A 12,630-nucleotide genomic window follows, 5' to 3' on the forward strand; every position below is an offset into this window, starting at 1 on the left:
TTGTTTAACTTTTTACATCCTCGAGACTTGCACCGAAATTGATATGGTACACATTTCCGGCAATCACCAAGGCTGGAACGGATTTAACCCCCGCCTTCTCCGCTTCTTCAATTCGATTTTGTGCTGTACCAAGATGCACAATTTCGACCGTAAGTTTTGATTTGTCAAGATAATCAACCACCACTTGCTCTGCATCTACACAAACTGGACAACCTGCATGATAAAAAATTGCTTGTGCCATACTCATTCACTCCTTCGTATTTTTAAGGTAGCTTTGCTACTTCATTTAAGTATAGAAACGAATATAGGCTTCATCAATTTGAAATTGCTTATCGTTATCATAGGCAAATGCAATGGTTATTCAGCTATTCCGCAATTGGGTATGCAGATGTTGAAATGAACGACGAAGGCAAATACAATAGTAATTCAGCCGTTCCTCTTTTGAAATTCAGTCAGAAAATCCGCCAGTGCTTTGCAATGTTCATAAGGCACCGCATTATAAATGGAAGCACGAAGATGCCCGGCAGCCTGATGACCTTTCAGACCTAGAAAACCTTCCTGCTCCAGTTCACTAAGCAACTTGTTTTCCATGTCCGAACTGGCTGCACGAAAGGTCACATTCATCACGGACCTGCTGTCCTTATAAGCCAATCCTTTATAAAATCCACCGCTATTGTCGAGTACCTGATAGAGTAAGTCCGCTTTTTGCTGGTTGCGGATAGCAACACGCTGCACCCCTCCTTGATTCACAATCCACTTCAATACAAGGTTCAACATATACACAGAAAAAACGGGCGGCGTGTTGTAGAGCGAATGATGTTTGACCTGTGTGCGATAACTTAATATATCGGGAATATTTTCCGGAATGTGCTCTAGCAATGAGCGATGGATAATGACGATCGTAACGCCTGCAGGTCCCAAATTTTTCTGAGCGCCTGCATAAATTAATGAAAATCGGGATGGCTCAAGGGGACGAGAAAAAATATCGCTAGACATATCAACGACTAAAGGAACATGCCCCGTATCAGGGAAACTTCGGCATTGTATGCCGTCAATCGTTTCGTTGGATGTGAGATGGACATACGCCATCTCATTTGGAATATTCATCTTGCTTAATTCAGGCATCTGTTTGAAACGCTGCTTCTCCCCACTTGCCAACACAAGGGTTTTCCCTATTTTCTGCGCTTCTTGCCATGCCTTTCCCGACCATGTCCCACAATGGATATACCCCGCTACTTTTCCTTCTGTCAAAAAGTTGAGCGGCACCATCGAAAATTGCAGGCTTGCCCCTCCATGAAGAAATAAAACCTCATAATCTGAAGAGAGATTCATCAACTCTTTGATTAACTGTTGCGCTTCATGGTGGATAGATTCGTATGCTCTGCTTCGATGGGAGATTTCCAGAATAGATGCACCAATCCCTTGATAATTTCGCAATTCCTCTTGTGCTTCCTGTAGAACTTCCCGCGGCAACGCTCCCGGACCCGCATTAAAATTATAGGTATTCGCCATCGCTCATCACTCCTGTAAACCTTCATATAAAGGGAATTGTGATGTGATTTCCTGCACCGTTCTTCGTACTTGCTCCTTCATATCATAATGATCAGGATTTTTAAGTATAAGTCCAATAAGCCGAGCAATGTCTTTCATTTCTTTAGTTCCCAATCCTCTTGTTGTCATAGCTGGAGTCCCGAGGCGAATGCCGCTCGTCACAAGCGGGCTTGCCGTATCATAAGGAATCGCATTTTTATTTGCTGTAATCCCCACCTCATCAAGGATGCATTCAGCTTCTTTTCCATTTAGTCCGATCGGTCGCAGATCAAGCAGAATCATATGATTGTCCGTCCCACCCGACACAACGGTTAACCCTTCATTTAATAAGGCTTCCGCCAATGCTTTCGCATTCATGAGCACTTTTTCGATATAAGATTTGAATTCCGGTTGCAACGCTTCGCCAAACGCAACCGCTTTTGCTGCAATGGCATGAATAAGTGGACCGCCCTGGACTCCAGGAAAGAGCGCTTTATCAATCGCTTGCGCCCACGGCTTACGGCACATGATGATACCGCCCCTTGGACCTCGCAGCGTTTTATGCGTTGTCGTCGTAACTAAGTGCGCGTGAGGAATGGGGTTAGGATGAAAACCTGCTGCGACAATGCCTGCAATATGCGCCATATCCACAAAAAAAAGTGCTTCTACTTCGGCAGCGATTTTAGCCAACGACTCAAACTCAATCGTTCGCGGATAAGCGCTAGCACCAGCAACAATCATACGGGGACGATGCTTTAACGCAAGGTTTCGCACATGTTCAATGTCAATACGCGCCGATTTTTCGTCTACACCATAAGGTACAAAATTATAGAATTTTCCGGAAAATTAACCGGGCTCCCGTGTGTCAGATGGCCACCATGAGATAGATTCATGCCCAAGATCGTATCTCCAGGTTTAAGAGTAGAAAAATACACAGCCATATTTGCCTGAGCACCGGAGTGAGGCTGCACATTGACATGTTCTGCACCAAAAAGCGTTTTCGTACGCTCTATAGCCAGTTCCTCGACCCGATCCACATATTCACAGCCGCCATAGTATCTTCTTCCTGGGTACCCCTCGGCATACTTATTGGTCAGTACTGTACCCATTGCTTCCATAACCGCTCGACTCACAAAATTTTCCGAAGCAATGAGCTCTATTTTATTTCGCTGTCGTGCTGTTTCTTGCCAAATCGCATTTGCGATGATTGTGTCCTGTTGTTCCAATCGCTTCACAAATATCTTCCTTTCTATCAGCGCGTTGTCATAGCAAAGATTTTCATGGTAGTATAGCCATGAATGGATTGCAATTAACTATCCTTGATTATATATTCAAACAATCCATAATTCACATTTCACATTTGGAGGTGAGCCGGATGCTCACAGTGAATCGAGATGATAAACGTCCCATTTGGCAGCAGTTGCTTGACCAAGCGATCCATAATATAACAACCGGAAAATGGCCTCCTGGCGAATTACTGATCCCCTCCCGTGAGCTAGCGCCATTAATTGGGGTTTCCCGTTCAACGATCCAAACCGTGTATGAGGAGCTATTCAGTCGCGGCTATACTGTGACCTCTCGCCGCGGTGGAACAAGGGTTAGTGATTGGATATATAAACCCCACTCTGCTGATGAAGTTCCAGCCCAGGGACCCGCACTGCCACAATTACCGTTATTAAATAGCGCAATCGGCCATTTGCATAGCTGGTTTGGAGATAAAGAACAAGGCCAGCCAGAGATCGATTTCAGTCCCCATGAACCGTATTTAGATGATCAGTTTCTAAATAGCTGGCGGAAATCCTTTTTACAGGCTTCAACAGAAACAGACCTGGACAGTTGGACCTACGGCGACGCCTATGGCTATCTGCCACTGCGAGAACAGATTGCGCGTCATTTGTCGCTTGAACGTGGCGTCCATGTGAGCGTCGATCAAATTCTGCTGACCTCAGGAGCACAACATAGCCTCGATTTGGTTGCCCAAGCCCTGTTGCAAGAAGGAGAAACCATTTCGGTTGAAGATCCCGGCTTTCCTGCTTCCTGGATAGCAATGAAATACCGGCGTATGCAAGTGATATCTGTCCCCGTCGACGAGCATGGGCTATGCGTAGATAGCATTCATCCTGAATCCAAGCTTGTGTATGTTACGCCATCGCACCAGTGCGCGGTCGGTGCGATTATGTCGGAACCTCGCCGGCAACAATTACTGCATTTGGCTACGGAGCAATCGTTTTGGATCGTCGAGGATGATTACGACAGCGAATTTCGTTATCGCGGCGACCCGCTGCCCACTTTGTTCAGTCAACGGCCTCAGAACACGATATACATGTTGAGCTTTTCCAAAATGATCGCTCCCGGTATTCGGATGTCGGCCCTCGTTGGTCCAAAAGAGGCGATTCGTCAGCTCGCTCGCGTCCATGAATTAATCTATCGTCATCCTCCGATTATGGAGCAATTAACGCTTAGCCATTTTATCGAACACGGTCACTTCATGCGCCATATGAGAAAAGTGCGAAATATATACCGGCGCAGACACGCAGCCATGACAAAAGCCATCATTGCGACAGGCTTGAGCGAACGCTTCACGCTCAGCGGCGCAGAAACAGGGCTGCATATGCTGCTTGAAGCTGAGCCATCGTTTGACGAGGCGACCGTGACGAGCCTGGCTTTGGAAAAAGGGATTCGCATCTATCCGCTCAGTCACTATGGCTTGGAAAGCAAACGAAAAGGCTGGATACTGGGTTTCGCGAAAGTGGACGAAGCCGCCATTGAAGAAGGGATTAAACGTCTGGCAGAGATCCTTTTGAGCAGGTAGTCCTGCCAGACAATTGCTTATTGGGTAGCTTTGACTCTGCACCGTCATCCCATTCTTTCAGCACCTTGTTCAAAATTTCGATCGCTTGATCGAACTCATCGTACGTTACATATAAGCTTGGCATCAAACGGATGACATGGGTTCCTCCCGCTAGAACAAGCAGTCCATGCTGGTGCAGCTTCTGAATGATCGGCGCAACCGACTCGACAAATTCAATACCTATCAGCAATCCTAATCCGCGAACGGCACAAATGGCTGGATACGCTTCTAACTCCCTCTTCAGCTTGTCTAAACCATATGCTCCCATCTGCTGTGCTTGTTTTGCCAACCCATCCTCCAGCAATGTTTCAATCGTTGCCAGCCCTGCTGCCATAGGGAGAGGCGAACCACCAAAAGTAGAAGCATGGCTGCCAGTCGAAAATGCCTCTCTCAGCTTCTCCTTCCCCAGCATCGCCCCGATCGGCAACCCGCTGGCCAATCCCTTCGCCAGTGTGGTGATATCCGGCTCGATACCATACTGTTCATAAGCGAACAGGCTCCCCGTTCTCCCGATTCCGGTCTGTACTTCATCGACGATTAGGAGAATCCCTTCCTCTTCACATAGCTTAGCCAGTTCCAGTACAAATTTGGGATCGGCAAGATGAACGCCGCTCTCTCCTTGCACCAGTTCCAACATCACAGCCGCCGTTTTGTCCGTAAGGCTGTTTCTTACACTCTGAATATCATTAAATTGTGCATGCACAAACCCTGTCGGCAACGGCAGATAACCATCTTTGATCTTCTCTTGTCCGGTAGCTGTCAACGTAGCCATTGTACGACCATGGAACGATTGTTCAAACGTAATCATCTCATAGCGGTTATTTCCCAGCACGCGCTGATGATACCGACGAGCGCATTTGATCGCCGCTTCGTTTGCTTCAGCGCCGCTATTACAGAAAAACACAAGATCCGCACAACTGATTGACACAAGCTTCTCGGCAAGCTCCTCTTGAACCGGGATATGAAACAAATTAGACACATGCCATAATTGTTCCAGCTGCTCTTGAACTCGCTCCTTTACCCGCTCTGGAACATGACCTAGATTACACACAGCAAGTCCTGCCATAAAGTCCAAATACGACTTCCCCTCATCATCCCACAAGGTGCTTTGACGTCCTCTTACCAATGTGAGTGGGAACTTATTATAGGTAGGAAATAAATAACTCTTTTTCAGATGAACCACCGCTTTCTGATGCACGATTACTTGCCTCGTTCCTGCATCCGTTCATGCTCAAGCAAACTAGATATTTCGATTCCTTTCATCGGCGTTCCTAAATTTTTCGATACCCTTGCGATTAACGCATAATCTTCGAAGTGTGTCGTAGCTTCAACAATCGCATGCGCAAACTTCTCAGGGCTATCCGACTTAAAAATACCCGATCCTACAAAAACACCATCTGCGCCTAGATGCATCATTAGCGCTGCATCGGCTGGCGTAGCTATCCCGCCTGCGGCAAAGTTAACTACTGGCAGCTTGCCGGATTCGTGTACCTGTAACAGCAGATCATACGGTACGCCTAGCAGCTTCGCCTCGTGGTACAATTCGTCTTTAGACAAACCTTGAACTTTACGAACCTGACCGTTGATCAAGCGCATATGACGGACCGCTTCCACGATGTTGCCTGTCCCTGGTTCACCTTTCGTGCGCAGCATGGCAGACCCTTCTTGAATTCGGCGTAGCGCTTCGCCAAGGTCTTTGGCACCGCAGACAAACGGAACGGTGAATTCATTTTTGCTAATATGAAAAACCTCATCGGCAGGCGTCAGCACTTCGCTCTCGTCAATATAATCTACGCCTAGCGATTCGAGTACTTTGGCTTCTACATAATGCCCGATACGTGCTTTAGCCATGACCGGTATCGATACTACCTTCATGACCTCTTCCACGATGGTCGGATCAGCCATGCGGGCTACTCCGCCAGTTGCGCGAATATCAGAAGGCACACGCTCCAGCGCCATAACGGCTGTTGCTCCAGCCGCTTCCGCAATCTTGGCTTGCTCGGCATTCATTACATCCATAATGACGCCGCCTTTTTGCATGTCCGCCATCCCTCGTTTTACTCGCTCTGTACCTGTATTCATGTTCACGCCCCCTGTTCATTTTGTTCGATGTGTTGTATGCCTTGCGCCTGATATGGCTACTTACGAAACTTCCCAAAAATCTGATATAGTTCTTCTATAATGGACAATGACAGAATCGTTGGTGGTTTATCATTGTCCCCGCTCATCATAGTTGTTGATGTGTTCATATTTCCTCTTCTCTTTACTCGTCCTGACGCGCATTCTCATTCCAGTAATAGCTGTCCGGCAAATAACGTTCTCCGAATACTTTTGTCCCTACACGAACGATCGTCGCTCCTTCTTCAATCGCCACCTTGAAATCACCAGACATGCCCATCGAGAGAACATCCATTTCTACACGCGGGAAACTTCTCTCTTGAATTTGCGCTTGTATAGATTTCAACAATCGGAAGCAGTGCCGCGTCTCTTCGTTGGTTGCATTCAGCTTACCAATCGTCATCAAACCTTTTATATTTAACGTTTCAAACTGGGACAGCTGCTCTACGAATTCCAAGGCTGATTCAGGGGAAGCTCCAAACTTGCTCTCCTCGTAGGACGTATTGATTTGCACTAGAATATCCATCGTCTTGTTCTCTTTAACAAGCTGCTGATGCAGAGCCTTCCCTAATTTCAAACGGTCGACAGAATGTATGAGCGTCACATATTTGATGACATCCTTCACTTTGTTCGTCTGTAAATGTCCGATAAAATGCCATTCCACCCGATGATATTGCTGCATAAGCGGGAATTTTCCTCGAAGCTCCTGAGCCTTGTTTTCCCCAAACAGAACCTCTCCCGCCTGCATCGCCATTTGCAATTTTTCAAACGGTACCGTTTTTGTCGCAAGCAATAGTTTCACATCCTCAGGGTTACGCCCGGAAGCTTGGCAAGCCAATTCCATCTGCTGTCTCACGCTTTTAAGATTCTCTTCAACTAAATTGCTCATGATCCGTCTCTCCTTCTTCACCACTCTCGTCAAAAGCTCCGCATGCCCCGCTCATCACGTCAATCTGCGGCTTCATAATCATACATTCGTTAGCAGCGTATGATCACCAAACAATCGTCAGTGCGGATGATGATTTCTACAATCACTCGCCTGATCCGTAAACGCCTGCCTCTAGGATGCCCTTCGTCACTATCGCTTGAGAACGGACGAGCCATTGAATCATAGAACTGAGCCCCTCTTCGCTATAGCCCTGTTGCTTTGACAACCTCCGCACGCGTCAACTGCTGCAATCCAATATCGCTACTTAGCATTTGATCTCTTTACAAAGGCTGTACTACCGGCGTGTTGTCTGCATCCCGATGTGTGTTTGAGGAACACAACAATAGCATAGCAAGATATGGTTTGTTTATATATATCCAAAAACGTTATATTTGAGCAATCCATAAAAGGACCACGAGATCATCATGTCTCTGCGGTCTATTTTTGTTGAACGATGCGCATGACGATATACAGTGTTTCCACGGTGAATCTCCAAATAGCAACCGGAGGATTTGGCTTTGTCACACGAAATATAACCTCACTTATCATGAAATGCGTGTGAAGACGATCTGCATACTCTGCGTTATCCGTGCCAATAATCTCTTATGTTCTAGTGTCCACCATGCCTGGCGCACAAAAAAAGACGCTCATTTTAATTGAACGTCTGCATTTTATAGCATCTATTAAGTGCTAATGCATAACCCTCTTGTATTCCCCCTCACCCGTTCAATTCCAACTGAACCTGCACCTATTCACCATTTGGGACAAAGTGTGCATGCTTGTGCGAACTAAGGATTTCTATAGCAACATTATCGCCTCCACACTAGAAAGTATGCAGGTGATTGATCGATCGCTAACCTTAAACTAGAGCTATATTCAGGTTCTTTCCCTTTAAAGAATTGACACCTAAAAATTTGCATCTCCTTGTTTATCTGGTTGATGTAAAAGGGGAAAGCCCCCCGCTGATTCATTACCAAATTGCCGCCCATCATTTGAATGTTTAAGGAAATTAAGCAAACTGAGAAACAACTTAAAGAAGTAAACAAACGATTTGCTAATATCCTAACTCTGCATACAAAGGGCATATCGTAATAGGGCAATTGAAGGCTCGAAATAAACGAATAGTCAAACAACAGAAGTTGCAGACAAAAAAGCTGAGCATCAATCCGCTCTATCTACTAGAAAAGATACTACGAAGAATTACATTCTTTAAAAAGGAAATAGAACGTTTTGCTAACCTTGACATTGACGATGAACAGGTATTAAAGCAAGTTCTACAAAGACTCATTAACCAGATAGAAGTTTATGAGAAAGGAAAGATTAAAATACAGTACAGCCTTCCCCCTCACTTCCTTCTTAATTTAAAACAAGCTTCACTATAAACTCCACATGGGTTTTGACTATAATATGATACACATATTCACACCATATTTCAGTGAGACGAAACATGTCTTATAATGCAGATTTAATAATTTTTAAAATCGCTTTTGCTACAGCAGAATGTCCTGCACCATTTATCTGATTTGTAGTTCCGGTAAAGTATAAATCCGTATCAGGATTATACCACGCAAATGAACCAGTTTGTCCCCAAAACCCTACAACCTCTGTTATCGGTTTGAACGGGGAGACAATTCTTGGAATGAAAAGTTTTTCCAATCCTATGCCATAGAAAAAAAGACTAGGTGGAGGCAAGATTAAATTCCACTTTTTCAACTTTTCTATATCTTCTTTTGGGAAAAAATGCCCCTTGAAAAATTCTTTTAAAAAGAACATTGATTCCTCCGCTGTAGAAACAATTCCACCTTCAGGTGTTACTGATACCATGTAATTCGGAATCCATATTTTCTTCGATTTATAATAGAAGGGGACTGGTTTATTATCAGAACTGTCTTTATATGCATAGGTATGCTTCAAACCAAGCTCATCAAAAATAAACTCTTGAAATACTTCACCAATATCCATTCGGGTAATAATTTCAATAATTCGACCGAGCAGTTGATAGTTAGTATCGGAATATGCAGCTTTCCCCTTTTTTCCCGGTACAAAATTGGGAGAAAGCTCTTTTACTAATTTTATTGTTTTCTCCAAATCCCATGATCCATCTTTACCGTCCAGGAGTTCAGAAGCAGAGGTTTTTCCATCGGGTTGTTTATGAAAAAAGTAATCAGGTATTCCAGATGTATTGGAGATCAGATGTTTTACCGTGATGTCATTGGAATAGTCAACGCCTTTTAAAACATGAAGCCCCTCCATAAGTTCCTCAGGTAAATAATTTGAAATTTTATCATGAAGCTCTATTCTTCCTTCCTCTATAAGGCGCATAACAACTGCCGTTACATATAGTTTCGTAACACTAGCAATAAAGTATTGGCTGTCCTTTTGCATATCACCAGCGGCTCCTGTCCAAGAAAAACTGTTATCCCCGCTTTCAACGCAAAATACCGTACTAAAAACACCCTTTTTGTTACCAATTTCTTTAATAGCATGATTAAGGAATTCTTCCTCTATTTTGGTCCCCATTGTTACTCCCCCCCTTTTTTAAAGTCAGATCTCACAATTGTACTTCTATACTATTAATTATCCTCTTATTTCCATAATATATATATTTCATATCCAACACAGCCGTCTAATTTTCTTCGCCAAATCATATGCTCCTAATACATACACTCTGCTGAGTCCTTCCCCACACTCTATTTTTATAAATCTGTATATCCTAAGTTCAAAACAGTTAAGCAAAACCGATTCCTTTACGCAAATATCCCTAATTCTGCGTAAAAGTTAGACCCCCTTAAGCAAAATTCGCTCAAACTATCCGTCTGAGCACATAAAACACACTTCAATATTTACTTAAAAAGGTTGAAAAACTTTGATTTCAACCTATTACTTCTCTATCAACGCGACTGTCTCAACAGACGCTTTGATCAGAAGATACACAACGATAGTTAAGCCCGTAGAGTTCGGAAAGTGTGCTAAAGGTATTTACATCGTTCATACTTGGATCCGTCATGCGGTCGAACCGTTCGTAATCCAAGTATCCTCGATCGAACACATACATGCATTCCTTGTCATCGACGAGCACTTCTAACTGGCCGCTATCATGTTCTTTGGCATTTGTCAAGACCGCCTGATCGTGATAAGAACAGCCATTTCCATATAGCCTCGGAAGATTCGTCGCTTTTGCCTATTTATTTCTTCTAACGTTTCAATTTTCTTGATCCAGTACTCTCTTCCCATATCCTTAAATAGTTTTTAAGAGAGACTTATACCTGCTTCTTGAATAAAATCTATATAAAAGGTATATTTCAAATCATCTAATTCAGATTGAATATTTTTTCTTGCTTGTCCTTATTAACTGAAGGACGTATTGCATTATTCTTTTCAAACGATCCAGAAAAAATGTATCGATATGTTTATGTTTATATTGCTCACTATTTCTTTAAATACTCTCTTAAATTCCTCTGTAGATTACTAGCATAGTTTTTTGTTGATTTGCTTGGTTCAATATTAGATAGTCGATTATAGAGTATTGATAATTCCCCATTAGACTACACTCATCTATTTAGTTCTATCCCATCCAATGAAAAATCAGCGTAATTTCTAATATCCACTGCAGGAACAGTCCCAATTTTATAAAGTTCATCTAGTATAATAAAGAAGAAGGATAGTATAACTTCATCTCCGTTTGATTTTTCTATATTTACAATATTTCCACAATCATCTTTAATGGTTAAAAATGAGAACTGGTTGATTGCACAGCCTAAATCAATAGAAGGATAATGGGTTAAATGACTCTTTATAGAATCAAATGATATTGATTTTGAAGATAAAATCCCACCAATAATTTTTGTTAGATTACGAGCTTGTACAGGCTTACCTGCCACTATCATAGGTCTTGAGCTTCTGTACAAGTTCTGTACAGACATAATTTTATTATGTGCATATTCAAGGTATTTTTTACTAAGTTCTTGTTTGACCTCAAATACAGCATACACACTTTCAGCTGTAATGAATTTTTCTCCTGCTTCAGTTTCAAAAATCAAAGGTGCATATAAAGAGTCATAAATTATTACGTCAATTTGTTCACTCATATTACCAGTTGAATCGAAAACAAACCCTTTATCAACTGCATATTTACTTGGTAAAAAACTTTTAAAAAAGTTAATCCAGGCTCCTTCTGAGTTATCGCCTTTTGAAGTAGGATGATTTATATCAGCTTCTAATTTTGCCCTTAATGCTTTTTGTTTATTTGCTAATAATATCTTTATAGATGTCATGATGGACTCCTTTCAAATATTTGATTTGTAGAATCATTATATCATGAGTACTATAGCCTATCTTATATCTTATACAAGCCCAACGAATTGTTATAATAGTACTTTGTACTTAAAGTGAAAAACACCTTTTTACGAATACAGTCATGTGCAGCGATTGTGAAGAAGGAATACACTTTAACGATATCGAGAATTCGAATAAATTTTCTAGCTCACGAAAACTCACCCCTGAATTACTTCATGCATTAATTGATTGGATAGAAATTACGCAGATGGTACAGCTAACATTCATTATCGTTTTATAGATCTAGCTGAACCACCCGCTACAACTTCTATTTGGTTATTTTAATACTAGCAACGCACAGCGCTCCACACTATCGGTAAGCGGGAACATATCAACGCTTTTAGGATTGTTGGGAATATCTCAATATCATACCTTATTTGTTATGCAACTCACGGTCGCTCAACCAATTTTGAAATACCGGATAGTCTTTGATTTTATCTGCCTTATTTTTTAGGTTCCCAACGATTTTTCCCATTTGTTTTTCACTTATGTAGTTCGAGACAGACTGAGTTGTTTTTAGGATACTCATGAATTCGTTTCCAATTACACTGGTTACTAGCTGGTCTTTGCTTCTATACTGCCAACACCGTTTAGAATTTGCGTTCTTTTCCATTTTTCCCAGCTACCTTTTCCCCCTATTCTCCAATGCTTGTATTTCTAGGTTGTTCCCTTTACTCATTACCTATTTTTTATTGCCGTCAGGCAAAAATAAGTGCCTGCTCAAAATTTAATATCCAGAATATCAGCACCAAGGTTACAGTTTCACGTTTGTATTTGGCAACTAAAAAATGCGATATTCGGAAATTAAAAATGCTGCGCTTGCCAATGGATGCTCATTTTGATTCATTCATCATCAATGAGTCTTTGT

At 42.5% G+C, this 12,630-nt stretch carries 9 protein-coding genes and 2 pseudogenes; 1 reads left to right on the plus strand and 10 read right to left on the minus strand.

Going from position 1 to position 12,630, the window contains the following annotated elements:
* Positions 1 to 4: 4 nt before the first annotated feature.
* The 3 genes and pseudogenes from G4V62_RS09105 to glyA all read right to left on the minus strand — a co-directional run bounded on the left by G4V62_RS09105 (position 5) and on the right by glyA (position 2,765).
* Entirely contained in the window at positions 5 to 241 is a 237-nt protein-coding gene (locus tag G4V62_RS09105) for a thioredoxin family protein (protein ID WP_165201406.1), read from the minus strand.
* 185 nt (positions 242 to 426) lie between these two features.
* Complete coding sequence (gene serC, locus G4V62_RS09110; RefSeq protein ID WP_165201408.1) at positions 427 to 1,512, minus strand: 3-phosphoserine/phosphohydroxythreonine transaminase; 1,086 nt, start codon at positions 1,510 to 1,512, stop codon at positions 427 to 429.
* A gap of 6 nt (positions 1,513 to 1,518) precedes the next feature.
* Positions 1,519 to 2,765 (minus strand): annotated as a pseudogene (gene glyA, locus G4V62_RS09115) (serine hydroxymethyltransferase).
* Positions 2,766 to 2,905: 140 nt separating this feature from the next.
* Between glyA and pdxR the strand changes: the two are divergent.
* Positions 2,906 to 4,342, plus strand: a complete 1,437-nt coding sequence (gene pdxR, locus G4V62_RS09120) for a MocR-like pyridoxine biosynthesis transcription factor PdxR (protein ID WP_165201410.1) — start codon at positions 2,906 to 2,908, stop codon at positions 4,340 to 4,342.
* Here the strand turns inward: pdxR and argD are convergent.
* From argD to G4V62_RS09150, 7 genes and pseudogenes are all read right to left on the minus strand, one after another.
* Positions 4,308 to 5,582, minus strand: a complete 1,275-nt coding sequence (gene argD, locus G4V62_RS09125; protein WP_376768303.1) for an acetylornithine transaminase — start codon at positions 5,580 to 5,582, stop codon at positions 4,308 to 4,310. The two genes, pdxR and argD, sit on opposite strands and share 35 nt — an antisense overlap.
* Positions 5,582 to 6,463 carry a pyridoxal 5'-phosphate synthase lyase subunit PdxS gene (gene pdxS, locus G4V62_RS09130; RefSeq protein WP_165201412.1) on the minus strand — a complete coding sequence of 294 codons (882 nt, stop codon included), beginning with the start codon at positions 6,461 to 6,463 and terminating at the stop codon, positions 5,582 to 5,584. The genes argD and pdxS overlap by 1 nt, the downstream gene beginning before the upstream one ends.
* Positions 6,464 to 6,644: 181 nt before the next feature.
* A complete protein-coding gene (locus tag G4V62_RS09135; protein WP_165201414.1) occupies positions 6,645 to 7,388 on the minus strand; it encodes a YggS family pyridoxal phosphate-dependent enzyme in 744 nt (247 codons plus the stop codon).
* A gap of 142 nt (positions 7,389 to 7,530) precedes the next feature.
* Positions 7,531 to 7,653, minus strand: coding sequence for a hypothetical protein (locus G4V62_RS20295; RefSeq protein WP_281358036.1), 123 nt, complete (start codon positions 7,651 to 7,653; stop codon positions 7,531 to 7,533).
* A 1,226-nt stretch (positions 7,654 to 8,879) separates the two neighbouring features.
* A complete protein-coding gene (locus G4V62_RS09140) occupies positions 8,880 to 9,947 on the minus strand; it encodes a serine hydrolase domain-containing protein (protein ID WP_165201416.1) in 1,068 nt (355 codons plus the stop codon).
* Positions 9,948 to 10,425: 478 nt separating this feature from the next.
* Positions 10,426 to 10,572 (minus strand): annotated as a pseudogene (locus G4V62_RS09145) (IS4 family transposase); the annotation flags it as partial.
* A 406-nt stretch (positions 10,573 to 10,978) separates the two neighbouring features.
* The gene (locus tag G4V62_RS09150; RefSeq protein ID WP_212508718.1) at positions 10,979 to 11,701 is read right to left on the minus strand and encodes a DUF6602 domain-containing protein; all 723 of its coding nucleotides are present in this window, start codon (positions 11,699 to 11,701) and stop codon (positions 10,979 to 10,981) included.
* Between the last annotated feature and the right edge of the window lie 929 nt (positions 11,702 to 12,630).

The sequence above is a fragment of the Litoribacterium kuwaitense genome, assembly GCF_011058155.1.
Classification (GTDB): Bacteria; Bacillota; Bacilli; order Bacillales; family DSM-28697; genus Litoribacterium; species Litoribacterium kuwaitense.

What these genes read in the sequence shown, in the direction of transcription:
- G4V62_RS09105 (WP_165201406.1), bottom strand. Translation starts at nt 241, where the DNA reads ATGGCACAAGCAATTTTTTATCATGCAGGTTGTCCAGTTTGTGTAGAT.
- pdxR (WP_165201410.1), top strand. Translation starts at nt 2,906, where the DNA reads ATGCTCACAGTGAATCGAGATGATAAACGTCCCATTTGGCAGCAGTTG.
- G4V62_RS09150 (WP_212508718.1), bottom strand. Translation starts at nt 11,701, where the DNA reads ATGACATCTATAAAGATATTATTAGCAAATAAACAAAAAGCATTAAGG.
- G4V62_RS09140 (WP_165201416.1), bottom strand. Translation starts at nt 9,947, where the DNA reads ATGGGGACCAAAATAGAGGAAGAATTCCTTAATCATGCTATTAAAGAA.
- G4V62_RS09135 (WP_165201414.1), bottom strand. Translation starts at nt 7,388, where the DNA reads ATGAGCAATTTAGTTGAAGAGAATCTTAAAAGCGTGAGACAGCAGATG.
- pdxS (WP_165201412.1), bottom strand. Translation starts at nt 6,463, where the DNA reads ATGAATACAGGTACAGAGCGAGTAAAACGAGGGATGGCGGACATGCAA.
- serC (WP_165201408.1), bottom strand. Translation starts at nt 1,512, where the DNA reads ATGGCGAATACCTATAATTTTAATGCGGGTCCGGGAGCGTTGCCGCGG.